25 protein-coding genes are annotated in these 23,904 nt (G+C 70.8%); 9 read left to right on the forward strand and 16 right to left on the reverse strand.

Features of this window, described 5'->3' with window-relative positions; genetic code table 11:
- Window positions 1-3 precede the first annotated feature (3 nt).
- A complete protein-coding gene (locus tag O1G22_RS19310) occupies window positions 4-1,275 on the reverse strand; it encodes an aspartate kinase (protein WP_225097360.1) in 1,272 nt (423 codons plus the stop codon).
- 217 nt (window positions 1,276-1,492) lie between these two features.
- On the opposite strand from O1G22_RS19310, the gene O1G22_RS19315 reads away from it, so the two are divergent.
- A complete protein-coding gene (locus tag O1G22_RS19315; RefSeq protein WP_270082474.1) occupies window positions 1,493-2,221 on the forward strand; it encodes a sulfite exporter TauE/SafE family protein in 729 nt (242 codons plus the stop codon).
- Between the two features lie 9 nt (window positions 2,222-2,230).
- Window positions 2,231-2,776 carry a response regulator transcription factor gene (locus O1G22_RS19320; RefSeq protein ID WP_270082475.1) on the forward strand — a complete coding sequence of 182 codons (546 nt, stop codon included), beginning with the start codon at window positions 2,231-2,233 and terminating at the stop codon, window positions 2,774-2,776.
- On the opposite strand, the gene O1G22_RS19325 is transcribed toward O1G22_RS19320, so the two are convergent.
- From O1G22_RS19325 to O1G22_RS19350, 6 genes are all read right to left on the reverse strand, one after another.
- Window positions 2,766-3,344, reverse strand: a complete 579-nt coding sequence (locus O1G22_RS19325; RefSeq protein ID WP_270082476.1) for a Uma2 family endonuclease — start codon at window positions 3,342-3,344, stop codon at window positions 2,766-2,768. The genes O1G22_RS19320 and O1G22_RS19325 overlap by 11 nt on opposite strands.
- A gap of 50 nt (window positions 3,345-3,394) precedes the next feature.
- Window positions 3,395-4,372, reverse strand: a complete 978-nt coding sequence (locus O1G22_RS19330) for a hypothetical protein (protein ID WP_270082477.1) — start codon at window positions 4,370-4,372, stop codon at window positions 3,395-3,397.
- A gap of 301 nt (window positions 4,373-4,673) precedes the next feature.
- On the reverse strand, window positions 4,674-4,814 hold the full coding sequence (locus O1G22_RS19335; protein WP_270082478.1) for a DUF397 domain-containing protein: 141 nt from the start codon (window positions 4,812-4,814) through the stop codon (window positions 4,674-4,676).
- Window positions 4,815-5,036: 222 nt separating this feature from the next.
- Window positions 5,037-5,699 (reverse strand): DUF5063 domain-containing protein, encoded by a 663-nt coding sequence (locus O1G22_RS19340; RefSeq protein WP_270082479.1) that lies wholly within the window; start codon window positions 5,697-5,699, stop codon window positions 5,037-5,039.
- Window positions 5,692-6,291 (reverse strand): recombination mediator RecR, encoded by a 600-nt coding sequence (gene recR, locus O1G22_RS19345; protein WP_076094544.1) that lies wholly within the window; start codon window positions 6,289-6,291, stop codon window positions 5,692-5,694. Before recR ends, O1G22_RS19340 begins: the two co-directional genes overlap by 8 nt.
- A gap of 51 nt (window positions 6,292-6,342) precedes the next feature.
- On the reverse strand, window positions 6,343-6,687 hold the full coding sequence (locus tag O1G22_RS19350) for a YbaB/EbfC family nucleoid-associated protein (protein ID WP_225097478.1): 345 nt from the start codon (window positions 6,685-6,687) through the stop codon (window positions 6,343-6,345).
- A gap of 328 nt (window positions 6,688-7,015) precedes the next feature.
- On the opposite strand from O1G22_RS19350, the gene O1G22_RS19355 reads away from it, so the two are divergent.
- Window positions 7,016-7,765, forward strand: coding sequence for an SLATT domain-containing protein (locus tag O1G22_RS19355; protein WP_270082480.1), 750 nt, complete (start codon window positions 7,016-7,018; stop codon window positions 7,763-7,765).
- 218 nt (window positions 7,766-7,983) lie between these two features.
- Here O1G22_RS19355 and O1G22_RS19360 read toward each other — a convergent pair whose 3' ends face one another.
- From O1G22_RS19360 to O1G22_RS19370, 3 genes are all read right to left on the reverse strand, one after another.
- Window positions 7,984-9,894 carry a serine/threonine-protein kinase gene (locus O1G22_RS19360; RefSeq protein ID WP_270082481.1) on the reverse strand — a complete coding sequence of 637 codons (1,911 nt, stop codon included), beginning with the start codon at window positions 9,892-9,894 and terminating at the stop codon, window positions 7,984-7,986.
- Window positions 9,895-9,996: 102 nt separating this feature from the next.
- Complete coding sequence (locus O1G22_RS19365) at window positions 9,997-10,455, reverse strand: MarR family winged helix-turn-helix transcriptional regulator (RefSeq protein WP_270082482.1); 459 nt, start codon at window positions 10,453-10,455, stop codon at window positions 9,997-9,999.
- Window positions 10,452-11,069, reverse strand: a complete 618-nt coding sequence (locus tag O1G22_RS19370; RefSeq protein ID WP_428986383.1) for a type 1 glutamine amidotransferase family protein — start codon at window positions 11,067-11,069, stop codon at window positions 10,452-10,454. Before O1G22_RS19370 ends, O1G22_RS19365 begins: the two co-directional genes overlap by 4 nt.
- Before the next feature lie 128 nt (window positions 11,070-11,197).
- On the opposite strand from O1G22_RS19370, the gene O1G22_RS19375 reads away from it, so the two are divergent.
- From O1G22_RS19375 to O1G22_RS19385, 3 genes are all read left to right on the forward strand, one after another.
- Window positions 11,198-12,553 carry an aspartate aminotransferase family protein gene (locus O1G22_RS19375; protein ID WP_270082484.1) on the forward strand — a complete coding sequence of 452 codons (1,356 nt, stop codon included), beginning with the start codon at window positions 11,198-11,200 and terminating at the stop codon, window positions 12,551-12,553.
- A gap of 103 nt (window positions 12,554-12,656) precedes the next feature.
- Complete coding sequence (locus O1G22_RS19380; protein WP_270082485.1) at window positions 12,657-13,352, forward strand: GntR family transcriptional regulator; 696 nt, start codon at window positions 12,657-12,659, stop codon at window positions 13,350-13,352.
- A gap of 61 nt (window positions 13,353-13,413) precedes the next feature.
- Complete coding sequence (locus O1G22_RS19385; RefSeq protein ID WP_270082486.1) at window positions 13,414-14,064, forward strand: hypothetical protein; 651 nt, start codon at window positions 13,414-13,416, stop codon at window positions 14,062-14,064.
- Window positions 14,065-14,134: 70 nt separating this feature from the next.
- On the opposite strand, the gene O1G22_RS19390 is transcribed toward O1G22_RS19385, so the two are convergent.
- Both O1G22_RS19390 and O1G22_RS19395 read right to left on the reverse strand, forming a co-directional pair.
- Window positions 14,135-15,952 (reverse strand): bifunctional metallophosphatase/5'-nucleotidase, encoded by a 1,818-nt coding sequence (locus tag O1G22_RS19390; RefSeq protein WP_270082487.1) that lies wholly within the window; start codon window positions 15,950-15,952, stop codon window positions 14,135-14,137.
- A 236-nt stretch (window positions 15,953-16,188) separates the two neighbouring features.
- Entirely contained in the window at window positions 16,189-17,472 is a 1,284-nt protein-coding gene (locus O1G22_RS19395) for an adenylosuccinate synthase (RefSeq protein ID WP_270082488.1), read from the reverse strand.
- Between the two features lie 196 nt (window positions 17,473-17,668).
- Here O1G22_RS19395 and O1G22_RS19400 point away from each other — a divergent pair, with 196 nt between their 5' ends.
- Window positions 17,669-18,505, forward strand: coding sequence for a diacylglycerol kinase (locus O1G22_RS19400; RefSeq protein ID WP_270082489.1), 837 nt, complete (start codon window positions 17,669-17,671; stop codon window positions 18,503-18,505).
- 100 nt (window positions 18,506-18,605) lie between these two features.
- Here O1G22_RS19400 and O1G22_RS19405 read toward each other — a convergent pair whose 3' ends face one another.
- Window positions 18,606-19,094, reverse strand: coding sequence for a GbsR/MarR family transcriptional regulator (locus O1G22_RS19405; protein WP_270082490.1), 489 nt, complete (start codon window positions 19,092-19,094; stop codon window positions 18,606-18,608).
- A gap of 75 nt (window positions 19,095-19,169) precedes the next feature.
- Between O1G22_RS19405 and O1G22_RS19410 the strand changes: the two genes are divergently transcribed.
- Window positions 19,170-20,063 (forward strand): ABC transporter ATP-binding protein, encoded by an 894-nt coding sequence (locus O1G22_RS19410; RefSeq protein ID WP_270082491.1) that lies wholly within the window; start codon window positions 19,170-19,172, stop codon window positions 20,061-20,063.
- Window positions 20,060-21,634, forward strand: a complete 1,575-nt coding sequence (locus O1G22_RS19415; protein WP_270082492.1) for an ABC transporter permease — start codon at window positions 20,060-20,062, stop codon at window positions 21,632-21,634. The genes O1G22_RS19410 and O1G22_RS19415 overlap by 4 nt, the downstream gene beginning before the upstream one ends.
- 26 nt (window positions 21,635-21,660) lie before the next feature.
- On the opposite strand, the gene O1G22_RS19420 is transcribed toward O1G22_RS19415, so the two are convergent.
- From O1G22_RS19420 to O1G22_RS19430, 3 genes are read right to left on the reverse strand one after another with little or no spacing between them, the layout of a single operon-like run.
- The gene (locus tag O1G22_RS19420) at window positions 21,661-22,884 is read right to left on the reverse strand and encodes a cytochrome P450 (protein WP_270082493.1); all 1,224 of its coding nucleotides are present in this window, start codon (window positions 22,882-22,884) and stop codon (window positions 21,661-21,663) included.
- Between the two features lie 59 nt (window positions 22,885-22,943).
- Window positions 22,944-23,438 carry a hypothetical protein gene (locus tag O1G22_RS19425; RefSeq protein WP_270082494.1) on the reverse strand — a complete coding sequence of 165 codons (495 nt, stop codon included), beginning with the start codon at window positions 23,436-23,438 and terminating at the stop codon, window positions 22,944-22,946.
- A complete protein-coding gene (locus tag O1G22_RS19430; RefSeq protein WP_270082495.1) occupies window positions 23,435-23,902 on the reverse strand; it encodes a hypothetical protein in 468 nt (155 codons plus the stop codon). Before O1G22_RS19430 ends, O1G22_RS19425 begins: the two co-directional genes overlap by 4 nt.
- Between the last annotated feature and the right edge of the window lie 2 nt (window positions 23,903-23,904).

Below are 23,904 nucleotides of genomic sequence, written 5' to 3' on the forward strand. Positions count from 1 at the left end.
GGCTCATCGGCCGGTGCCTCCGTAGACGACGGCCTCGTCGCTGTCGGAGTCCAGCCCGAAGGCGGTGTGCACGGCGCGGACGGCCTCGGGGACGTCGTCCTTGCGGGTGACGACCGAGATACGGATCTCGGAGGTCGAGATCAGCTCGATGTTCACGCCTGCGTCGGACAGCGCCTCGAAGAAGGAGGCGGTGACGCCCGGGTTGGTCTTCATCCCGGCGCCGACCAGCGAGATCTTCCCGATCTGGTCGTCGTAGCGCAGCGAGTCGAAGCCGATGCCCGACCGGTTGCGCTCCAGCGCGTCGATGGCCTTGCGGCCCTCGGTCTTCGGCAGCGTGAAGGAGATGTCCGTCAGCCCGGTGGAGGCGGCGGACACGTTCTGCACGACCATGTCGATGTTGATCTCGGCATCGGCGATGGTCCGGAAGATCGCGGCGGCCTCACCCGGCTTGTCCGGCACGCCGACGACCGTGATCTTGGCCTCGGAGGTGTCGTGCGCGACACCGGAGATGATGGCCTGCTCCACCTGCTTGTCCCCAATCGGCTCACTGCTGACCCACGTGCCCTGCAGCCCGCTGAAGCTGGACCGGACGTGGATCGGGATGTTGTAGCGGCGGGCGTACTCCACACAGCGGTGGAGCAGCACCTTGGAGCCGGAGGCGGCGAGCTCCAGCATGTCCTCGAAGGAGATCCAGTCGATCTTCTTCGCCTTCTTCACCACACGCGGGTCGGCGGTGAACACGCCGTCGACGTCGGTGTAGATCTCGCAGACCTCGGCGTCGAGCGCGGCGGCGAGCGCCACGGCCGTGGTGTCGGACCCGCCACGCCCCAGCGTGGTGATGTCCTTCTTGTCCTGGCTGACACCCTGGAACCCGGCGACGATCGCGATGTTGCCCTTGTCGAGCGACTCCCGGATCCGGCCCGGCGTGACGTCGATGATCCGGGCTTTGTTGTGGACCGAGTCGGTGATGACGCCTGCCTGGCTGCCCGTGAACGACTGGGCCTCGTGACCCAGGTTTTTGATCGCCATCGCCAGCAGGGCCATGGAGATCCGCTCTCCGGCGGTCAGCAGCATGTCGAATTCACGCCCGGCAGGCATCGGAGAAACCTGCTCGGCGAGATCGATCAGCTCGTCCGTCGTGTCGCCCATCGCGGAAACGACGACGACAACCTGGTTGCCGTTCTTCTTCGCTTCCACGATCCGCTTGGCGACGCGCTTGATGCCCTCGGCATCGGCTACGGAGGAGCCTCCGTACTTCTGCACGACAAGGCCCACGTGCGCTCCTCGCTCGGTTCGTTTGTGTCGGCTCAGTCTAACGAGCGCCCGAAATCCACCACCCTGCTCCCGCATGGTGAGACATGGTCACGGTGGCCACCGGACGTCCGCGGTCCGGTACCTGCCCAGCCTCTGCCACACCACGCGGGAAAGTGCGCTGGGTCACACCGAGCTCCCCGGCATGGACAGGGACACGGACATGGGCGGGGATACAGGGATGACGGAGATCTTGCTGGCGTCGATCGTCCTGCTCGGCGCCGGCGTCCAATGGCTGACCGGCATGGGCTTCGCCCTGGTCTCCGTACCGGCCCTGGTGCTGCTGCTCGGCCCGGCCCAGGGCGTGATCCTCGCGAACTGCGCCGCCGGCGCGATCAGCGTGGTCGGCCTGGCCGGCGGCTGGCGCCGGGTCCGCCCGGCGGCGATGGTCCCGCTGTGCCTGGCGGCGGCCTGCACGGTACCGGCGGGCGCCTGGATGACCCGCCGGCTCCCGCATCCGGTCCTGCTGCTGACGATGGGCGCCCTGGTGACGGCGGCCGTGCTGCTGGTCCTGCGCGGCGCACGGGTCCCGGCCCTCGGCGGCGGCAAGGGAGCGGTGACGGCGGGCGCCCTGGGCGGCTTCATGAACGCGGCAGCGGGCGTGGGCGGCCCACCGGTGTCCCTGTACGCCCTCAACGCGGGCTGGACGGTACGGGAGTTCGTGCCCAACGCCCAGTTCTACGGCGTTGCGGTCAACGCCTTCTCGATCGCGGCGAACGGCACGCCCCGCCTGGCCGGCGTGCAGTGGGCGGCCGTCTGCGTCGCGATGGCGACCGGCGCGGTGATCGGCCACGCCATCGCCGCGCGCATCCCCGAACGCCGGGCCCGCCACCTGGTCCTCCTCCTGGCCCTGGCGGGCGGTGGCACGACGATGGCCAAGGGCCTGTGGGGACTGTGGCCCGGCCGCTAGGGTGCGGTCGTGCGCGTACTTCTGCTGGAGGACGACGAGACACTGGCCGACGCCTTACGGGCGTACGGCTACGAGGTGGACCACGGAAGCGGACCGGAGGACGGCCACGACGTGATCATCGTCGGCCCCATGTCCTTGCCGGCGTGCCGGACCCTGCGCTCCCGTACGGCCACTCCGTTGATCGCGCTGGTCCGCACCGAACGCGACCGGGTGACGGTCCTGGAGATGGGCGCGGACGACTACGTGGACGAACCGCACGAGGCGTCACGGATCATCGACCGCATCCGCGCGACGGTACGACCACCGCTGCCCGGCCCGCCCGACGTCCGGGTAGACGTGGACGAGTTGAACCTGTCGGAGCCGCAGCGCACGCTCCTCGCCCACTTCCTCGCCCACCCGGACCGTGTGCTCACCCGCACCCAGCTCACCTGCCTCCCCGGCCTGACGGACTCCCTCCTGGACGCATACGTGACGGCACTGCGCGCCGAACTGCCGGGGACGATCACTCTGGAACAGGTCCGAGGCATCGGCTTCCGCCTGCTGGTCAGTCGCTGAACTGCTTGAGCGGCTCGGTGTCCAGGGTGATGTTCACGGGGTCGGGGAGCTTGACGGAAGCGCCGAACGGCAGCTTCTCCCAATGGCGGTAGCGGCCCTCCTCCGGCTGGTTGAAGACGACGACGGAGCAGTCGTCTCGGTCGATGAGGAGGCAGACAGGGATTCCGGCGGCTGCGTATCCGTCAGGTTTGTCGACGCGGTCAAGCTGATTCGTGTCGGAATCGTACGACGTGATCTCGACCGCCATCAGGGCGCCCTCGGACTCGGACCACTCCCCGTGGCCCTTGAGACCGCCCACCCGGACGAGCACCCCATCGGCGCGGGCGCGCCCCTTGCGGTACCTCTCCGTCTGGAGGCCACTCTCCGCGTGCAGCCACAGATCGGGCCGATGCTGCATGCACATCCGCTGCAGCCACGCGATCATCTCGCGGTGGTTGCCGTCCGCCATGGGCTTGACCACGACCCTTCCGTTGATGAACTCCAGCCACACGGTCTCCGGGGCATGGCGTTCGAGCTCCTCGAACTCCTCAACGGTCATCTGCGGCGGGTGCTCGGTCCTGGGGGTCATGGCGTCGCCTCCTCGACACCATGGTGCCCTGACCGGCACGTCCTGCACGCTCATACGCGCCCTCGCAGCGCCCGGCCGCCGGGCGACCGCAGCCCACCGGCCGCTCGCACCTGTGCGGCGAACTCGTGCACTTCCTCAACAGTGGGCATCCGCCCGCCCGTGAAGGTCTGCGGAATCTGCGGGATGCGCTCACCCTCCGGCGTCTCCAGCCCGAGCTCTACCCGGCAGTCCCGGCACATGGACTGGATGATCTCCACGGTGCGCTCGTCCGCGTCGCAGGTCAGACAGGCTCGGAGCACCCGGTCGACACGCCCGCGCAGCGAGGCCTTCTTCTGACGCACCTTCGCCTTTTTCGGCGGCATCTTCTTCTCCAATCGGTTGCGGGCGAATCCGCCCGGGTTGGACACGGCGGACGGGAGTCCGTCGGTGAGGGCGCGGGTGATGTCGTCGGGCGTCGCGCCTCGCGACAGCCACTCCGCGGCGAGGGATTCGAGAGACCGGCAGTCGGATTCGGAGAGCGGCATACGGCGATCTGCGTCACGGAGTTCCGCGAGGGTCCGGTACGCCGCGGTGACCTGCGGCTCATCGCCGGGCGCCTGGCCGGCCTCGGCCTCCGGAGCCGTCTCCTCGGCCTCCTCGACGCGGGCCAGCCCGGACTCGTAGCCGTCGGTCACGATCCTGCCGTTGCGCGACCGCGCGAACTCCTCCCACCACTCGGCTGACCTGGGAGTACGCGACCAGTACGTCCGAGTGACCCACCGCATCGAGTTGTCTTCGAGGGTGATGTGCTCCCGGATCCGATGCAGGTGTCCGGCACTGCTCAGACGCCCCTGCGAAGCGCGCACCGCCTGCTGGCCGTAGAGGGGATGCTCGGCGGCGATCGCCTTGTAGCCCGCCGCGTGGCCGTCCTGGAGACGGTCCATGAAGACGGCGAGGTCGCGTTCGCGGCCGGTCAGATGTGCGAAGTCCGGGTCGGCGTGCGGGTCTTCGTCACCTGCGGAGCGTTTTCCGTACCCCGTTTTGGCCATCGGGTGGGACGGGGAGGGCAGGGCGGGGCTAGGGTAGGAGCAAGCCACGGTCGAAGTCTCGATTCGATCTGTAGGTCCAGGCCCCGGAGCCGGTGTTGGCGCACCGACCGGGGCCGATCTATTTGCCGCGAACCTAGAGCGGCTTTACGTTCCGACGTAAGTTGATCACGGAACGTCACCCATTCGAGGTAAGCCGCCTCAACTCACGTGCAGGCATGGTTGGTTGGGTTGGAATTCAACCAACCCAAAACCCAGAAGACCCATGGGAGGAGCTCGAAGCCCGAGGCTCGGAGCCCGAGGCTCAAGCTCCGGGCCGACCTACGGAAACGTCCGCGAGGAATGCCGTCCAGGCGGGGGCGGTGAGGTTGAGTTCGGGACCTGACGGATTCTTGGAGTCGCGAACGTGGATGGGTCGGGATCCCAACGCTGGACGGGAACACATGGCCGCTGCGCTGGTACAGCGAGCCCACAGAGACGGCGCCGCATGGAGAGGCGAAGGCTCTGCTCGGAGTACTGCGGTCAACCAAGTTGTAGGTCAAAGGTGTTGGGTGGCGCGGGCCAGTGTTCAGGCGGCGCCGGGTTGTGGGTACGGCAACCCGACAGCCTGTCGACGAGCGGGCGTCCCAGCACGGGGCCGCTCTCCGCCAGCGTGTCGATGCCGCCCCTACTTCCCCCGCCGCATCCCCAGCGGAGCACCGATCTCCTGGGCCATGACCCGTCCCGCCTCGAACTCCAGCGTCTCGTCGCCCATCGTGGCCTGATCGGTGTCGAGGCCGTCCAGTTCCTCCAGGGGCTGGTTGAGGCGGACGTGGATGAGGACCGACTGGAGGGCGCGCAGGACGGAGGAGGCTGTGGGGCCCCAGTTGGAGAAGTAGGAGAACTGCCACCACCACAGGGCCTCGGTGGTGCGGCCCGCGCGGTAGTGGGCCATGCCGTGGCGCAGGTCGGTGATGATGTCGGCCAGGTCGTCGGAGATACGGGCCGGGACCGCGGGCCTGCGGGGCTCGTAGGGGTCGAAGACCTCCGAGTACACGTCCACCGGCTCCAGCAGGCGGGCGAGGTTCTCGCGGAGCTCGTCCACGTCCGGCTCCGGGCCCAGGTCGGGCTCGTAGCGCTCGTCGGGGACGATGTCCTCGTGCGCGCCGAGGCGGCCGCCGGCCAGCAGCAGCTGGGAGACCTCCAGGAGGAGGAAGGGCACCGTCGAGCCGGGCTCGTCGCCCCTCGCCACCTCCGTGACGGCCACCAGGAAGCTCTCGATCTGGTCCGCGATCTGGACCGCGAAGTCGTCCGGGTTGCGACCGGTCGCGTGCAGTGTGGCGTCAGACATCTAGGAGTCGTCTCCCCTCGAAGGCGCGGCCGAGCGTGACCTCGTCCGCGTATTCCAGGTCGCCACCCACCGGGAGGCCGCTGGCCAGGCGGGTGACCTTCAGGCCCATGGGCTTGATCATCCGGGCGAGGTACGTCGCTGTCGCCTCGCCCTCCAGGTTCGGGTCCGTCGCCAGGATCAGTTCCGTGACCGTCCCGTCGGCCAACCGCGCGAGAAGTTCTCGTATACGCAGGTCGTCGGGACCGACACCCTCGATCGGGCTGATGGCGCCGCCGAGGACGTGGTAACGCCCGCGGAACTCGCGGGTCCGCTCGATGGCGACGACGTCCTTCGGCTCCTCCACCACGCAGATGACCGACGGGTCGCGGCGCGGGTCACGGCAGATGCCGCACAGCTCCTCCTGTGCCACGTTGCCGCAGGTCGCGCAGAAGCGGACCTTCGCCTTCACCTCCATGAGTGCCTGGGCGAGGCGCTTCACGTCCGTCGGTTCCGCCTGGAGGATGTGAAAGGCGATCCGCTGCGCGCTCTTGGGACCGACGCCGGGGAGCCGCCCCAGCTCGTCGATGAGGTCCTGGACCACGCCTTCGTACACCGGACTGCCCTTCCTGGAGACCTTTCGGTACGTACCGTAGTTGCCCCGGACTCAGAACGGCAGACCGGGGATGCCCGTGCCGCCGCCGAGGCCCTGGGCCAGCGGGCCGAGCTTCTGCTGCTGGAGCGCCTGCGCGTTCTCGTTGGCCGCCTGCACGGCCGCCACGATCAGGTCGGCGAGGGTCTCGGTGTCCTCGGGGTCCACCGCCTTCGGGTCGATCTGCAGCGCGCGCAGCTCGCCGGAGCCGGTCACGGTGGCCTTCACCAGACCGCCGCCGGCCTGCCCGTCGACCTCCGTGTTCGCCAGTTCCTCCTGCGCCCGCTGCAGGTCCTGCTGCATCTTCTGGGCCTGCTGGAGCAACTGCTGCATGTTGGGCTGGCCACCACCGGGAAACACGATCAGCTCCTTAACGTTTTCTCCGCTGAGCATGAGCCTACGTGGTCCACGCCCCCGTCGCCCCGCCACTCTTTCGAGTGAGAAGTCCAGGAGCCCTATACCTGATCAAGACCCTCTTCCGGGCGGAAAAGCCGGGAAAGCCCAGTCTTCGCCACCCATTGGGCGGTAGGAAGGGGAGCCCGCGCGTCGGCAGGGTGTCGGAAGGGTCCGGCGGAGTGTCGGTGCGAAGTGTCACGCTGGGTGATTGGTCGAGATCAGACGGGTTCGGGTCGGACAGTTTCAGTCAGGATCGGATCGGGATCGGTTCGGGATCAGTTGGGAGTGCCGGGTGGGTCAGCCGGAGATGCAGCCCGAGGGTCCGCCTCAGGACGGGCGGGGCGAGGGTCGGTCCGGGCTGCGGCCGGGCGATGTGACCGGGCGGGCCTTTCCGCTCGGGGACTGGGGGGAGCCCGCCGAACGGCTGGACGAGCTGTACCGGTGGGTGGAGCGCGGGGCGCTTCAGACCGCGTCCTGGTATCTGCGCGACCGCGTGTGGAAGCGGCGCGGCGCGCGCGTGCTGCGGGCCGGCGCGGCGGCGGGTGTGACGGCCGGCGCGGCACTGCCCCTGCTGGACCTGACCGGGGCCGCCCACGGCGTGGCCCCCTGGGGCTGCCTGGCCCTGCTCCTCGCGGTGGCCTGCGTCGGCATCGACCGGTTCTTCGGCGTGACCTCCGGCTGGATGCGGGACGTGGCCACGGCCCAGGCGGTGCAGCGGCGCCTCCAGGCCCTGCAGTTCGACTGGGCCTCCGAGAGCATCCGCGAGGTGCTGGGCCCGGCGGAGGGCACGGCGAGCGAGGCGGCCGAGCGGTGTCTGGGCGTGCTGCGGCGGTTCTCCGAGGACGTCGCCGAACTGGTCCGCACCGAGACGACCGACTGGATGGTCGAGTTCCGGACCGGTTCGGCGCCGTTGGGCATCCAGACGGCGGTGGCGGCGGTGCCGAGGCAGGAGGGCGGGGGTTTCGGAGGGCGTTTCCCCCTCCCCCCGGCGAACGGCACCCGCCCGAACATGCCGAGGCAGCGCCCGCCGGAGCCCCGCTGAGCGCTCCGCCGGAAGTGCCGTGACACGTCGTCGGTTGCCTGCAGCGCCATCGCGTGTCTGCAGCGCCGTCGCGGCCGGTCGCTCCCCCACGTTCTCGGCTTCGCTCGAACCCGGGCCCCCCTCGCGGCGGTAGCCGCACATCAGACGCAGCCCCGCGCCCCCAAGGGCGCTGCCGAACCGCAGCGGACCTCACCCGACCTGCTCAGCCGGTCGCACGCTCACTGCTTGGTGTACGTCAGGCTCTCCCCGCCGCTCGCCTTCTCCCGCTTCAGCGTGCCGTCCGGCTGGAGTGTGATCTCGGTGGCCTCGCCCGGGGTGCAGGTGGAGGCGGGCTCGCCGGAGCTGACGGTGGACGGCCCGATCTCCAACGGCCCGTTCCCGCTGGGCTGTCGGTCGAGCTTGGCCTCGAAGACACAGTGGTACGACCCACCGCCGTCGGTCGGCCCGTCCGCGACCAGCGTCAGCACGGTGTCGCCCACCTGGCCCTGCCGGATGGTCAGTTGGCGGGTATTGGTCCCGTTGGCGTTGTCGATGGTCGTGCTCCAGGTGCCCAGATAGCCGGCCGGCACCGCTCCGTCCGTGGACGCGGACGCGGACGCGGAGGAGGACGGCCCGGAGCCGGCCGGGGAGGGCGCCCCCGACGTCCCGCCGGTACCTGCGTCCGCCGGCGCGGAGGTGGCGGAGGGCGACGGACTCGTCCCGCCGCCCTGGGTGTGCCCGCCGCCGTTCATCAGCGCGTACACCGATCCGCCGGCGCCGAGCGCCACGACCAGCGCGACCACGATGAGCAGCGCGGTCGACCGCCCGCTGCGCCGCTCCGGCTCCTCCTCGGCCGGGCCGGGAGGCATCGGCCCGTAGGGCGGGGTGGAGCCGAGTCCGCCGCCGTAGGGGCCGTACGGCTGCTGCGGGTAGCCGTACGGCGCGGGGGGCTGGGGCTGGGGATACGGCGGAGCCGGCTGCGGATGCGGCTGCGCCTGCCCGTACCCGGACCCCGGCGGCACGGCGGGCGCCCCGGGCACCGCCACAACGGTGGGCAACCGGTCGACACCGGCATCGGCACCGCCCTCATCGGAGGCGGCGGCATGCTCGGGCGACGACTCCGCCCCGCTCTTCGGGCCGGCGCCGCCCGCACCCGGCGACGAAGGCTGCACGGACGCTGCGGGTGGGAGCTCGGGCGCCGGAGGCGAAGCCGAGGTCCCCCCGTCCGGATCCTCGACCTCCAGCAACTGCACAGCGTGCCGGCCCAGTTGAGCGACCAGCACGCCCGGCAGCCAGGGATCCCGGGACCGTCCCCCGGACACCGTGCCCTCCGCGCCGATCCGCTCAAGAATCGCGTCCAGCGAAGGCCGCCCTCCAGGATCCTTGCGCAGGCAGGCGCGCACCAGGTCGGCGATCCCCTCCGGCACGCCCGTGAGATCCGGCTCCTCCTGAGCGATCCGGAACATCAACGCGTGCGCACCGCTGTCGGCCGTACCGAACGGCAGCGCACCGGTCGCCGCATACGCCAGCACCGACCCCAGGCAGAAGACGTCGCACGCCGGCGTGATCCGGTCCCCCCGCACCTGCTCCGGCGCCATGAACCCGGGCGACCCGACCAGCGCGCCCGTATGCGTCAGCCCCTCCCCGCCCAGCGAGGTCGTCTCCAGCGCCCGCGCGATCCCGAAGTCGATGACGCGCGGCCCGTCGATCGTCACCAGCACGTTCGACGGCTTCAGATCCCGGTGCACGATCCCGGCCGCGTGGATGTCCTTGAGCGCGTGCGCGAGCCCGGCCGCGAGGATCCGTACCGACCGCTCGGGCAGCGCCCCGTGATCCCGGCCGACGACCTGTTGGAGGCTGGGCCCGGCCACGTACCCGGTCGCCACCCACGGCACGGCCGCCTCGGTGTCCGCGTCGAGCACGGGCGCGGTCCAGTACCCGCCGACCCGCTGCGCGGCCTGCACCTCCTGCCGGAAACGGGCCCGGAACTCCTCCTGCGCGGCCAGTTCCGCACGGACGAGTTTCACGGCGACGGTACGGCCCCGGTCCGACCGGGCGAGATACACGTGCCCCATCCCGCCGGCCCCGAGCCGCGCCAGCAGCCGATAGCCCCCAATGTGCTGCGGATCCCCCGCCCCCAGCTTTTCCATGGCCACCCCGCCTCCCCCCGACACGCACCACGACGCGCACGCATACGTGTGCGACCGGACCGAGGATAATCCGGCTCTACGAGGAGTCGCCCGGCCCCCGGTCTACGGTTCCACAACAGGCTTGCCGAGCCGGTCCAGGACCTCCGAGAGCCGCTCCAGCAGCCGTACCGCCTCGGCGAGCTCGGTCTCGCCCATCGCCGCCGCCAGCCGCCCGGCGAAGGCCGCGTGCCCCGGGCCGATGCGCGCCACGGCCGCCCGCCCCTCCTCGGTCGGCGCGAGGAGCTTCGCACGCCGGTGGGCCGGGTTCGGCCGGTACTCGGCGAGCCCCCGCTCCACCAGCAGGTCGGCGATGCGCTGCACGCTCTGCCGCGTGATGCCCATGGCCCGCGCGACCCCGGCGACCGGCAGCGGCTCCCCGAGCACCGCCCCCAGCACCTGCCACCAGGCGGCGGTCAGACCGGCCGGCCGTGCCAGCTCCTCGGCGACGGCGAGGAACTGGCCGTTCAGCCGGAAGGTGCCGACGGCACCGCGGCTGAGGAGGTCCTGGTGTTTCCGGCTCACCGGCCACCGGCCTGCTGCAGCACGACGTACGCCTCCGCGTCGGAGTCGTGGTACAGCCGGTACCAGGCGTCCAGCACCTCACCCTCGTACACCCCGAGGAGCCGGAGGACCTCCCGGGCGAAGGCGACCGGCTCGGTGGGCCCGGCGGTGACCAGGCCGCCGTCGGTCACGGCGTCCGCCTCCACGTAGCGGTCGCCCCCGGCGTAACCGGGGGCCTGCGCCAGGTAGAAGGGGGAGGCGCTGGTGTGGGCGCGGTCGTCGAGGAGCCCCTCGCGGGCGAGGCCGGCGGTCGCCCCGCAGATCGCGGCCACCGGCACACCCGCGTCGAGGAAGGCGCGCGCCGCGCGGGCGAAGGGGGCGAGGCCGTCGCCGGCGGACCAGAGGTCGGCGCCCGGCAGGATCAGCAGGGAGCTGTCCTCGGGGCGCAGCTCGTCCAGCGCGAGGTCCGGCAGGATCCGCAGCCCGCCGATGCTCGTCACCGGCTCCCGGCCGGGCCCCACCGTCACCACCTCGTACCCGGCACGGGCCAGATAGGCGGCCGTATGCCCCGTCTCCCAGTCGGCGAGGCTGTCGTAGACCGCGAGATGCACCCGTCGGTCAGCCGGTCCGGTCATGGCATTCATGACAGCATGCTGCCACTTCGACAGCATGCTGTCGATAGACATTCTGTCGTGGAAACCCCCCTCCCACGGAACAGGACGCCGATGTCGCTTCCGCATCGCGGACATTTACGCTCGTCCGCATGACCCCTCAGCCCAACCCCGAAACCGGCGCCGCGGTCAAGGCCGCGGACCGCGCGCACGTCTTTCACTCCTGGTCGGCCCAGGACCTCATCGACCCGCTCGCCGTCGCCGGCGCCGAGGGGTCGTACTTCTGGGACTACGACGGCAAGCGGTACCTGGACTTCACCAGCGGGCTCGTCTTCACCAACATCGGCTACCAGCACCCCAAGGTCGTCGCGGCGATCCAGGAGCAGGCGGCACGGATGACCACCTTCGCGCCCGCCTTCGCGGTCGAGGCGCGCTCGGAGGCGGCCCGGCTGATCGCCGAGCGGACCCCGGGCGACCTGGACAAGATCTTCTTCACCAACGCCGGCGCGGACGCCGTCGAGCACGCGGTGCGCATGGCGCGGCTGCACACGGGACGCCCGAAGGTGCTCTCGGCGTACCGCTCGTACCACGGCGGCACCCAGCAGGCGGTCAACCTCACCGGCGACCCGCGCCGCTGGGCGAGCGACAGCGCCACGAACGGCGTCGTCCACTTCTGGGCGCCGTTCCTCTACCGCTCCCGCTTCTACGCCGAGACCGAGGAGCAGGAGACCGCGCGGGCGCTGGAGCACCTGGAGACGACGATCGCCTTCGAGGGGCCGGGGACGGTTGCCGCGATCATCCTGGAGACCATCCCGGGCACGGCCGGGATCATGGTCCCGCCGCCCGGCTATCTGGCCGGGGTCCGCGAGATCTGCGACCGCCACGGCATCGTCTTCATCCTGGACGAGGTCATGGCCGGCTTCGGGCGCACGGGCGAGTGGTTCGCCGCCGACCTCTTCGGTGTCGTACCCGACCTGATGACCTTCGCCAAGGGCGTGAACTCGGGTTACGTGCCCCTCGGCGGTGTCGCGATCTCACAGAAGATCGCCGAGACCTTCGGCAAGCGGCCGTACCCCGGCGGTCTGACCTACTCCGGGCACCCGCTGGCCTGCGCCGCCGCCGTCGCCACGATCAACGTGATGGCGGAGGAGGGCGTGGTCGAGAACGCCAAGAGCCTGGGCGCCGATCTCCTCGGTCCCGCCCTCGCCGCCCTGGCCGAGCGCCACCCGAGCGTCGGCGAGGTCCGCGGCACCGGCATGTTCTGGGCGCTGGAGCTCGTGAAGAACCGCGAGACCCGCGAGCCGCTCGTGCCGTACAACGCGGCCGGCGAGGCCAATGCCCCCATGGCCGCCTTCACGGCCGCCGCCAAGCAGCACGGCCTGTGGCCCTTCGTGAACATGAACCGCACCCATGTGGTCCCGCCCTGCAATGTCACCGAGGCCGAGCTGAAGGAGGGCCTCGCCGCCCTCGACGCGGCGCTGAGCGTCGCCGACGCATACACGGAGTGACCGGCTGCCGCCGGGCTTGTTCGAACGCGTAAGGTGACGTGCTCGTAAGAAATCTCGTAGGAGACAACGAGTACGTCATCTACGCGCGAGGAGAGACCCGACCATGCCCGGCAACGGCGCCGTCACGCGCAGTACCCTGCGCCAGCAGATCGCGGACGCGCTCCGCGACGAGGTGCTGGCGGGGCGGCTGCGACCGGGCCGGGCGTTCACGGTCAAGGAGATCGCCGACCAGTACGGGGTCTCCGCCACCCCCGTCCGCGAGGCGCTGGTCGACCTGTCCGCGCAGGGCATCCTGGAGGCCGACCAGCACCGCGGCTTCCGTGTGCCGGAGTACTCGCTCACCGACTACCGGAACATGATCGAGGCCCGCAGCCTGGTCACCAACGGCATGTTCCAGGCCCTGTCCACCGAGCACCCCGCCTTCCGCACCCCGCCGGAGGACCCCCGCTCGGCCTCCGCGCTCGCCACCGTCCGGCGCCGGGGCGAGGAGGCCCAGCGTGCGGCGGCCGCCGGTGACCTGACCATCCTCATCGGCTACGACCTGCGCTTCTGGCGCGAGCTGAGCGCCCTGTTCGGCAACCCCTACCTCGGCGACTTCCTGCACCGGCTGCGCGTGCAGTCCTGGGTCTGCGCGGTGCAGCACCTGCTCCGCCTCCCCGACCTGCGCGGCCGGCTCTGGGCCGGGCACACGGACCTGGTCGACGCGCTGGACCGCCGCGAGACCGAGGCCGCCCGCGAGATCGTGGCCGCCGCCAACGCCCACTCGCTGGCCCTGCTGGAACACCTGACCAACGGCTGAGCGACGGGTACCCTTCCCTGACCACCTGCTGTGGACCTTTCTGTGTGCGAGGGAGCCCTCTTTGGCCTGTGACCTGTGGCTGGTACCGCTCGTGGACGTCCTGTGCCACACCCCGGACAACCCGTTCGCCGAGGAACTCGCGCAGTACAACAACGCCCTGGCGGCGGCCGGGCTCCCCCCGGTGCCGGTGTACCAGTACATGCCGGGCCTGTCCGGCGAGGTCGCGCCCGTCGCCGGTTTCGACTACGACGCCCTCCACTTCCTGCGCCGGGCGTACTTGCTGCAGGTCTGCGGACTGCCCGTGACCCCGGTGGGCGAACTGGGCGGCGACTACGAGCAGTTGCTGGAGATGTTCGAGTCCACGGCCCAGCAGTCCCATCTGGTCTGGCACTACGACCACGCGGGCGCGTATGTCCCGGTCGACTTCCCGCACCCGCTGTCCAACGACGAACTCCTCGCGGGCGGCGGCCCGTTGGGCTCCTCGCAGACGCTCCTGCGCGAACTGGAGTACGTGGCCCCGTCCCTCGGCATCGACCCGGCCAACCCGCCGGCCGCGCCGGCCGCCCCCACGGCCCCCACGGATCTGGAGGAGCCGGCCGTCCCGGCCCCCTACGACCCGAGCCCCTTCGCCCGCGAACGGCACGTGTGGCTGGGCCTGCACGCGGCGGCGACACGGTCGCTGGCCCAGGGCTCGATGATCGTCTTCAGCTGACCGGAACACGACGCGCGGGCCACCGCCCCCAAGAGCAGTGGCCCGCGCGTGAACAGCGGGGTGGGCGCGTCTAGAAGACCGGCGTACCCGCCTGCGTCAGCTTCCAGTTGACCTTCGCGAAGGTCGCCGGGTCCAGCGTCTTCGTCGTCGTCACGTAGTCGATCATCAGCTGCCGGATCTCGTTCGTGGAGCTGTACGCGATCGGCGCCGAGGCGATGTGCGGGTAACCGGAGCCGCCGTTCGCGCGGTAGTTGTTGACGGCGACCACGAACACCTGGTCGTCCGCGACCGGGGCGCCGTTGTAGGAGAGGTTCTTGATCCGCGAACCCTCCGCCTGGGCGATGTCGATCTCGTAGTCGACGCCCGCCGCCACGTCGTACATGTAGTCCCAGAAGTTGTTGGCGTTGGTGAGGGTCGCGGTGTCGACCTTCGTGCCGGCCGGGACCTGGTGGTAGTACTTCGCCGCGTACTCCAGGTAGTCCTTGAGCTGGGCGCCCGTCAGCTTCTTGCCGTACAGGGTGTTGTCGTAGATGTAGAGCCCGGCGATGTCCTTGATGGTGACGTTGCCCTGGGGGATGTCGGCCGTGCGGCTGAACGGCGCGGCGACGGAGATCACCGGGAGGGCCGCGTCGGCCGTCGAGAGGCCCGCCTTCACCGTGTCGGCCTGGACCTTCTGGATGAAGTCCATGATCGGCACGTCCTTCCAGCAGGACTCGGCCGCCGAGAGGTTCTCGGTGCAGGTGCCGACCGCGGTGTTGACGTACTTCACGACCAGCTCGTGGTCGGCCTCCAGGAGCTTCTTGATCTCCGGGTCCTCGTCCACGTCCTTGGGGTTGAGGGTCTGGGCGGTCTTGCTCGTCACCTTCCACTGGCCGTGGTGCAGTTCGAGCTCGAAGTCGAAGACGCTCAGGCGGTAGCCCCAGCAGTACGGCTCGGAGAGGAGCACCTCCTCGCCGGTCTCCGCGTTCTTCACCGTGTAGGAGGGGACCTCGACGTGGGTGTGGCCCACCAGGATCGCGTCGATGCCCGGCACCTGCTCGGCGACCAGGTTGGAGGCGTTCTCGACGTACGGCAGCTCGTCGCCGTACGACGAGGAGCCGTCGAGGCCGGAGTGGTCGGTCAGGAAGACCACGTCACAGCCGAGCGCCCGCAGCCTCGGCACGTACTTCTTCGCCTGCTCGACCAGTCCGGGGAAGACCATCTTCCCGCTGACGTTGTCCTTGTCCCACAGGGCGATACCGGGGTTGGTGAGGCCCAGGATGCCGACCTTGATGTCGGGCGCGCCCGGCACACAGATGCGCTTCACGGTGTACGGGTGGAAGGCGGGCCGCAGCGTCTTCGCGTCCAGCGCGTTCGCGCCGAGCAGCGGGAAGTGACACTGCTTCTCGAACCTGCGCAGGGTCTCGATGCCGTAGTTGAACTCGTGGTTGCCGAGGGCGGCGGCGTCGTAGCGCATGTGGTTCATGGCCACGGCCATCGGGTGCTTGGGGCCCTTCTTGCCGTCGGTGCCCGTGATCGGGTCGACGCGGGCGAAGTAGTAGGCGAGCGAGGTGCCCTGGATGATGTCACCGGCGTCCACGAGGAGGACGTGGTCCTCGCCCTTGGCCTCGCGCTGCTGCTTGATGAGGGTGGCGACCCGGGCGACGCCGACCGAGTTGCCCGCCTTGTCGGTGTAGGCGGCGTCCTTGTAGTAGTCCCAGTCGAAGACGTGGCTGTGCAGGTCGGTGGTGCCGAGGATGGAGAACGACCAGGTACGCGGCATGTGTTCGCGCTTCTGCTCGGCGGCCTGGGCGGGGGCCGCGGCGACGGTCCCGGCCGCGGCGACGGCCGCTCCGGTGACGGCCGACTTCTTCACGAACTCCCGGCGGTTCATGGGGCTGACGGGCATACAGGGCTCCTGGAGCGAGGATGAGAAGGAGGGAGGAACGCAGGCAACTACCCGCGTAGATGCTTGCCTTCGACTCATTCCTCTGAGAACCACGAACAGCCCAAGGGCCGGTCAAGGAACTTCATGTCCATGACCGGCCCGGGGAGCGGGTCACGCCCGAACGGGCGCACACGGAAACGCCCCCGCCGGCACGAGCGAGCCGGACGGGGGCGCGACCAGTCGGAACGTGTCCGGACTCAGAGGAACGAGTTGATCTCGATCGTCTCGTCCCGGCCCGGGCCCACGCCGATCGCGGAGATCGGGGCGCCGGACATCTCCTCCAGCGCCTTGACGTAGTTCTGGGCGTTCTTCGGCAGGTCCGAGAAGGACTTGGCCTTCGTGATGTCCTCGGACCAGCCCGGCAGCGTCTCGTAGACCGGCTTCGCGTGGTGGAAGTCGCTCTGCGAGTACGGCAGCTCCTCGACGCGCTTGCCGTCGATCTCGTACGCGACGCAGACCGGGATCTGCTCCCAGCCGGTCAGCACGTCCAGCTTGGTGAGGAAGAAGTCCGTCAGGCCGTTGACGCGGGTCGCGTACCGGGCGATGACGGCGTCGAACCAGCCACAGCGCCGGTCACGGCCGGTGGTCACACCCCGCTCGCCGCCGATCCGGCGCAGCGCCTCGCCGTCCGCGTCGAACAGCTCGGTCGGGAACGGGCCCGCGCCGACGCGGGTCGTGTACGCCTTGAGGATGCCGATGACCCGGCTGATCTTCGTCGGGCCCACGCCGGCGCCGGTGCACGCACCGCCCGCCGTCGGGTTGCTGGACGTGACGAAGGGATACGTCCCGTGGTCGATGTCGAGGAGGGTGCCCTGACCGCCCTCGAACAGGACGACCTTGTCCTCCTCCAGAGCCTGGTTCAGGACCAGGACGGTGTCGGTGACGTACGGCCTGATCTGCTCGGCGTAGCCCAGCAGCTCCTCGACCACCTGGTCCACGGCGATCGCGCGCCGGTTGTACAGCTTGGTGAGGAGCTGGTTCTTGACGTCGAGGGCCGCCTCGACCTTCTGGGTCAGGATCGACTCGTCGTACAGGTCCTGGACCCGGATGCCGACGCGGTTGATCTTGTCCGCGTACGTCGGCCCGATGCCGCGCCCCGTCGTACCGATCTTCCTCTTGCCGAGGAAGCGTTCCGTCACCTTGTCGACGGTCACGTTGTACGGCGTGATGATGTGCGCGTTACCGCTGATCAGGAGCTTGGACGTGTCGACGCCTCGCTCGTTCAGACCGCTCAGCTCGGAGAGCAGGACCGACGGGTCGACGACGACACCGTTACCGATGACCGGCGTACAGCCGGGGGAGAGGATTCCGGAAGGGAGGAGGTGGAGCGCGTACTTCTGGTCGCCGACGACGACCGTGTGGCCGGCGTTGTTGCCGCCCTGGTAGCGCACTACATAATCCACCGAGCCACCGAGCAGGTCGGTCGCCTTCCCCTTGCCTTCGTCACCCCACTGAGCACCGAGCAGCACAAGTGCGGGCACGCGCGTACACCCCTTCCGGGCGGGGCATGTCCAAGGTCGGGGGCGTGGGCGTAAGGTTCACCGCCGCGTGCCACAGCGACCGCCGTTGGTCGCCAACCGTCGGACCGGATGCCCCGGAATAGACGAAGCCCCTGGCGCAATAGCGCAAGGGGCTCTTGCACAAAGATGCTACCCGAGGAAGCGAGGCAGGACCGAGGTGGCGACTTTCGCGACGTCCGAGCAGCTGCTGGTGATCATCGATCCGGCGGCACGGCAGACGGACGGAGAGTCCGTTCGTATCGCGAAAGACGTGCTCAGCGCGGGTGCGGCGGCGAAGGTGTGCCTCCCGGACAGCCCGGAGGAATTCGCTCGCGCGCTGGGCCGGAGGGGTTCACGCCGGCCGGTGGTGATCGGCGACGACCACGCTCTGCTACGGGCGGTCACCCTGTTGCACCGCGAGCGCGAGCCGGCCGGCTGCGGTCTGTCGGTGGTCCCGGTCGGCGAAACGTCTCTGGCCCGGTCCCTGGGCGTGCCGGCCGGGGCGGTGGCGGCGGCGCGGACCGTGCTGGACGGGGTGGAGCGCCGTCTGGACCTGCTGCTGGACGACAGCGACGGGCTGGTCCTGACGGACGTGACGATCCCGCCGACCCGTACGACCCGTACGGTCGCGCGGGAGCCGGTGGCCCCGTCCGCCCCCTGGTACCGCACCCTCCTCTCCCGCACCCTGCCTGCCCGCCCGCCCCGCCTCTCCACCGTCCCCTCCCCCGGCCCGGCCCGGCTGCGGGTCCAGCTGGACGGCGAGACCCTGGTGGACCTGGACCAGCCGGTGGAGGCGGTGACGGTGACCCCGGGTTCGTCCGGCCTGGCCGAGGTGGAGATCCGCCCGCTGTCGGTGGGCGCGGAGGCGACGCCGGTACGGGCGTCCGGGCAGACGGTGTCGGTCACCGGCCCGGACTTCCGCTACCGCGCCGACGCGCGGCTCTCAGGGCCGGTACGGAGGCGGACGTGGCGGGTGGTGGAGGGGGCGTGGGGGCTGGTGCTGCCGTCAGCGTGAGGCGGGGCGCTCGCAGCATCTGAAGCGGCGGGCGCCCGAGCGGTACGCGCTGCTGGGGCGGACGGTGCCGGAGGAGACGAAGCAGCGGTGACACCCGGCGTCACCGGCCGAAGGTCTTCTCCCGGTGCACGCGCCAGCGCTCCATCATGGCCGAGATCTCGCCGTCGATGAACTCGAAGAAGGCGAGCGTCTCGGCCATGCGGCGTCCGGCGGGGGTGTCGGCGCCCAGGCTGGTGACGCCGTCACGCAGAGCGCCCTCCCACCGCTTGATGACGGCTTCCCGGTTGGTGAGGGCCTCGTACCACTGGTTGCTGTGCACCCGGTACCGCTCACGGCGCGAACCGGGCTCGCGCTCCCGCGAGACCATGTGCTGCTGGGCGAGATAGCGCACGGCCCCGGACACGGCCGCGGGGCTGACCTGGAGCTGTTCGCTCAGCTCGGCCGAGGTCAGCGTGCCCGAGTCCGAGGACAGCAGGGCCGCGAACACCCGGGCCGGCATCCGCTGCATCCCGGCCTCGACGAGCTGGGCCGCGAAGCTCTCCACGAACCGGGAGACCGCCTCCGTGTCGCGTCCGTTCACCTCTGCCATGGTCGTCATCCTAACCAGCGATTCAGAGCCTTCCCTAACTTCACAAATTTCTGAAAGAAGCGTACGTTCGGAACCATGACGAAGGCCATCACGATCGCCGGACTCCACAAGTCCTTCGGCCGTACCCACGCCCTCACCGGCCTCGACCTGGACGTCGAGGCCGGTGAGGTGCACGGCTTCCTCGGCCCGAACGGCGCCGGCAAGTCGACCACCATCCGCGTCCTGCTCGGACTGCTGCGCGCCGACGCGGGCGCCGCCCAGGTGCTGGGCCGCGATCCGTGGCGGGACGCGGTCGAGGTGCACCGCCGTATCGCGTACGTCCCCGGCGACGTCACCCTGTGGCGCAACCTCTCCGGCGGCGAGGTCATCGACCTCTACGGCCGGCTGCGCGGAGGGCTCGACGCCCGGCGCCGCACCGAGCTGATCGGGCGGTTCGAGCTGGACCCCACCAAGAAGGGCCGCACGTACTCCAAGGGCAACCGGCAGAAGGTCGCCCTCGTCGCCGCCTTCGCCTCCGAGGTCGACCTGCTGATCCTGGACGAGCCGACCTCGGGCCTGGACCCACTGATGGAGGAGGTCTTCCAGGCGTGCGTGGAGGAGGAGCGGGACCGGGGCCGTACGGTCCTGCTGTCGTCCCACATCCTGAGTGAGGTCGAGGAGCTCTGCGACCGGGTCAGCATCATCCGCAAGGGCCGGACCGTGGAGAGCGGTTCGCTGGCCGATCTGCGGCATCTGACCCGCACCAGCGTCAGCGCCGAACTCGCCGGCCCGCCCAACGGCCTCGCCCACCTGCCGGGCGTGCACGACCTCGACATCCAGGGCCACCGGGTCCGGCTCCAGGTCGACACCGACCAACTCGACGCCGTCCTCAGGTCGTTGAGCGCCACGGGGGTACGCTCGCTGACCTCCACCCCGCCCACGCTGGAGGAGCTGTTCCTGCGGCACTACACGGACGAGGTGGCGGTATGAGCCGCCAACTGGCCGGCACCGGAACCCTGTTGCGCTTCGCCCTGCGCCGCGACCGCGTCATGCTCCCCGTCTGGGTCGCGGTGAACGCGCTCATGGTCCTCTCCATGCCGAACACCCTGAAGACCCTGTACGCCACCCCCGCCCAACGCACCGACCTCATGCACCAGATGGCGACCAACACCTCGCTGCGCGCCGTGGTCGGCCCGGTCTTCGACGACTCCCTCGGCGCGCTGACCGCCTGGCGGGTCGGGGTGTACGCGGGCGCGCTCGCCGCCGTCATGAGCCTCCTCGTCGTCGTACGGCACACCCGGGACGAGGAGGAGAGCGGACGGCAGGAGCTGATCTCCTCCGGGACGGTCGGGCGCCGGGCCCCGCTCACGGCGGCCCTGCTGGCGGCGGCGGTCGCGAACGCCCTGCTGGGACTGCTGATGGCCGCCGGGCTGGCACGGCAGGGCGCGGCCGGCGCACTGGCCTTCGGGCTCGGGGTGGCGGGCGCGGGCATGATCTTCGCGACAGCGGCGGCGATCGTCGCGCAGCTGACCGAGAGCGCCCGGCTGGCCCGGGGGCTCACGGCGGCGGTGCTCGGCGCGGCCTTCGTGCTGCGCGCGGCGGGCGACTCGGCCTCCTCCGACGGCTCCTCCGTCCTCACCTGGCTGTCCCCGCTGGGCTGGCTGGAGAACCTGCGCGCCTTCGCGGCCGAACGCTGGTGGGTGCTCCTCCTGTTCGTGGCGGCGACGGCTCTTCAGGTCCTGGCCGCCTACGCGTTGGCGGGCCGCAGGGACATCGGCATGAGTTTCCTGCCGACCCGGCCGGGACCGGCGGTGGGCCGGCTCGGCACCGCCGGTGCGCTGGCCTGGCGGCTGCAGCGCGGCAGCGTGCTCGGCTGGAGCCTCGGCTTCTTCCTCGCCGGGGTCGTCTACGGCGGGCTGACGGACGGCGCGGCCAAGCTCGTCGGCGACAACGCCCAGGCCCGGGAGATCTTCCAGCGCATGGGCGGCCGGTCGGGGCTGACGGACGCCTTCCTCGCCGCGATGGTCGGCATGCTCGGCCTGGTCGCCGCGCTCTACGTCGTCTCCGCCGTACTGCGGCTGAGCGGCGAGGAGACCTCCGGCCGCGCCGAGCCCGTCCTGGCCGGTGCGGTGGGCCGGCTGCGCTGGGCCGCCGGGCATCTGCTGATCGCCTTCGGCGGCTCGGCCCTGATCATGCTGCTCGCCGGTCTGGGCTTCGCCGTCGGCTACGGCAGGCAGATCGGGCCGGTGCTCGGCGCGTGTCTGCTCCAGGTCGCCGCCGTCTGGGTCATCGGCGGGCTCGCCGTGCTGCTCCTCGGCGTCCTGCCACAGGGCGTGACGGCGGCGTGGGGCGTGGCCGGCGCGGCCCTGCTCATCGGCTGGATCGGCCCCGCCCTGAACGTCCCCCGCGCCGTCCTGGACCTCTCCCCCTTCGGCCACCTGCCCAAGCTGCCCGGCGGACACCTCGACTGGACCCCGGTGGGCGTCCTGCTGGCCCTGGCGGCCCTGCTGGTGGCGGGCGGGCTGGCGGGCCTGCGCCGCCGGGACCTGGCCGCCGGCTGAGCACGGGGATCAGCCGGCCACCGTGCTCAGCCGACCTGCACGCGCAGCTCCTTGAGCCCCCGCATCACGAAGTTGGGCTTCCGCTCCGGCTCGGCCGCCAGGGCCAGGGTGGGCGCCCGCTCCAGCAGGGCCCGCGTCGAGGCGGCCAGCTCGATACGGGCCAGGGGCGCGCCGATGCAGTAGTGGATGCCCGCGCTGAAGGAGATGTGCGGGTTGTCCGTACGGGTCAGGTCCAGCCGGCCGGGGTCGGCGAAGACGGCCGGGTCGTGGTTGGCGGACCCGAAGAGCATGGCGATCTCCGAGCCCCTCGGGATCGTCGTACCGTCGATCTCGATGTCGTCCAGCACCCAGCGTTCGAAGAGCTGCAGCGGGGTGTCGTGGCGCAGCAGCTCCTCGACCGCGGACGGGATCAGGGAGTGATCGGCCCGCAGGGCGGCCAGCTGCTCCGGATTCCGGAACAGCGCGAACCATCCGTTGCCCGTGGCGTTGACCGTCGCCTCGTGCCCCGCGTTGAGCAGCAGCACGGCCGTGGAGATCATCTCCTGCTCGGTCAGCCGGTCGTCGTCCTCGTCGTGCGCGGCGATCAGCCCGGAGATGAGGTCCTCCCCCGGCTCCTTGCGCCGCGCGGCGATCAGCTCGCGCAGGAACTCCGAGAACTCGACGGACGCCCGAACCGCCCTGGCCGCCGTCTCCTCCGACGGATTCAGCTCGTACATCCCGCAGATGTCCGCCGACCAGGGCCGCAACTGCCCCCGGTCCCCCTCCGGGATCCCCAGCATCTCTGCGATCACCGCGACGGGCAGCGGCTCCGCGACGTCCGCGAGCAGATCGCCGCCCCCGTCCCGGACGAGGGCCGCCACCAGGTCGTTCGCCAGCGTCTCGACGTACGGCTTCAGCCGCTCCACCGTGCGCGGGGTGAACGCCTTGGACACCAGGCGCCGGATCCGGGTGTGGTCCGGCGGCTCCAGGTCGAGCATCCCGTGATCATTGAGGGTGTGGAACGGCTCGTGTTCCGGCGGGGGCGCGGTCCGGCCGAACTCCTCGTGCGAGAACCGGTGCTGGTACGTCCGCCCCAGCCGCCGGTCCCGCAGCAGCGCCGAGACGTCCGCGTGGTGCGGGATCAGCCACTGGTCGGTCGGTTCGTACCGGATCGCCCGGCCGCGTGCGCGCAGCTCGGCGTAGGCCGGGTAGGGGTCGGCGACGAACGCCGGGTCCCAGGGATCGAAACCGAGGTCGGTGGGGCCTGCCATGCCGGGACGCTAACCCGCCGGACCGCCCTCTGACCAGGGGTGTCCGCCACCTGACGCGGTCAACCGTGGCCTTCGCTGAGGAAGTCGTAGTAGTCCTCCCCGCCGACGAGCACGGAGGTGACATGCACCGGCAGGCCCTCGGCGTCACGCGGGACCTCCTGGGAGGTCTGCCGGGTGAAGCCCAGGGACACCCCGGGGATCACCGGATGCTCGGGGCGGGACGTGTCGACCGTCCAGCCACGGGCGGCGGCACGGCGCAAGAGCCGCTCGGCCGGCACGGCGAACACGTCGTCCCCGTCGAGCAGGACCCGTGTCGTGGACGTCCGGCCCTCCCCGGGCCACCACAGCTCGATCGCCGTCACCACGGGACCGCCCTCCAGCAGCGCCTGCACCCCCACTCCGTCCAGGGACCAGGAGGCCTGCGCCGAACTCCGGCGCCCGAGGACTCTGGGCTCGCCCCAGCCGGGCACCGCCGCGATCGCCTCGTCGAGCGTCATGCCCAGCCGCAGCGGCGCCACACCGCGCGGCGGATCGAGGACGAGATCCACGGTCACGCGCCGGCCTCCCCGCTGATCAGAACGTAGTCGTAGGAGAGGGGGTCGCCCTCCTCGTCCACCGGGTGGTCGTAGCTGCTCTCGTTCGCCAGGAACACCTTCAGCTCCGGCAGGGCGTCGAAGCCGAGGTCGTTCTCCTCGACGGTGTGGCCCCGTTCCGCGAGCTGTTCGACCAGGTCGGCGCTCGGGGTGCGGAAGACGTCGAGCCCGTCGAGCAGCACCCGCACGTCGGCGGCCTCGTTCCGGAACCGGAACAGCTCCACACCGCTCAGCCCGCCCTTGGTGAACCCCAGCATGATGCTCAGCCCGGACTCGTCGTGCGTGAGGGAGATCTGTCCCGGGACCGGATCACTCGCGACGACCCGGAAGAGACCCCACTCCCGCACCGCGTCCCGCGCCTCCTCGACCGACATGCCGAGCCGGAAACACGCGACGCCGACATGCGGCAGCAGTTCCAGTTCCACGC

This window comes from Streptomyces camelliae, assembly GCF_027625935.1.
Taxonomy (GTDB): Bacteria; Actinomycetota; Actinomycetes; order Streptomycetales; family Streptomycetaceae; genus Streptomyces; species Streptomyces camelliae.

Excerpts from the sequence above, each read along its gene's own strand:
- O1G22_RS19315 (WP_270082474.1), top strand. The coding sequence starts at position 1,493 with ATGACGGAGATCTTGCTGGCGTCGATCGTCCTGCTCGGCGCCGGCGTC.
- O1G22_RS19325 (WP_270082476.1), bottom strand. The coding sequence starts at position 3,344 with ATGACCCCCAGGACCGAGCACCCGCCGCAGATGACCGTTGAGGAGTTC.
- O1G22_RS19330 (WP_270082477.1), bottom strand. The coding sequence starts at position 4,372 with ATGGCCAAAACGGGGTACGGAAAACGCTCCGCAGGTGACGAAGACCCG.
- O1G22_RS19335 (WP_270082478.1), bottom strand. The coding sequence starts at position 4,814 with ATGTGTTCCCGTCCAGCGTTGGGATCCCGACCCATCCACGTTCGCGAC.
- O1G22_RS19340 (WP_270082479.1), bottom strand. The coding sequence starts at position 5,699 with ATGTCTGACGCCACACTGCACGCGACCGGTCGCAACCCGGACGACTTC.
- O1G22_RS19360 (WP_270082481.1), bottom strand. The coding sequence starts at position 9,894 with ATGGAAAAGCTGGGGGCGGGGGATCCGCAGCACATTGGGGGCTATCGG.
- O1G22_RS19370 (WP_428986383.1), bottom strand. The coding sequence starts at position 11,069 with ATGACCGGACCGGCTGACCGACGGGTGCATCTCGCGGTCTACGACAGC.
- O1G22_RS19375 (WP_270082484.1), top strand. The coding sequence starts at position 11,198 with ATGACCCCTCAGCCCAACCCCGAAACCGGCGCCGCGGTCAAGGCCGCG.
- O1G22_RS19380 (WP_270082485.1), top strand. The coding sequence starts at position 12,657 with ATGCCCGGCAACGGCGCCGTCACGCGCAGTACCCTGCGCCAGCAGATC.
- O1G22_RS19390 (WP_270082487.1), bottom strand. The coding sequence starts at position 15,952 with ATGCCCGTCAGCCCCATGAACCGCCGGGAGTTCGTGAAGAAGTCGGCC.
- O1G22_RS19405 (WP_270082490.1), bottom strand. The coding sequence starts at position 19,094 with ATGGCAGAGGTGAACGGACGCGACACGGAGGCGGTCTCCCGGTTCGTG.
- O1G22_RS19410 (WP_270082491.1), top strand. The coding sequence starts at position 19,170 with ATGACGAAGGCCATCACGATCGCCGGACTCCACAAGTCCTTCGGCCGT.
- O1G22_RS19415 (WP_270082492.1), top strand. The coding sequence starts at position 20,060 with ATGAGCCGCCAACTGGCCGGCACCGGAACCCTGTTGCGCTTCGCCCTG.
- O1G22_RS19420 (WP_270082493.1), bottom strand. The coding sequence starts at position 22,884 with ATGGCAGGCCCCACCGACCTCGGTTTCGATCCCTGGGACCCGGCGTTC.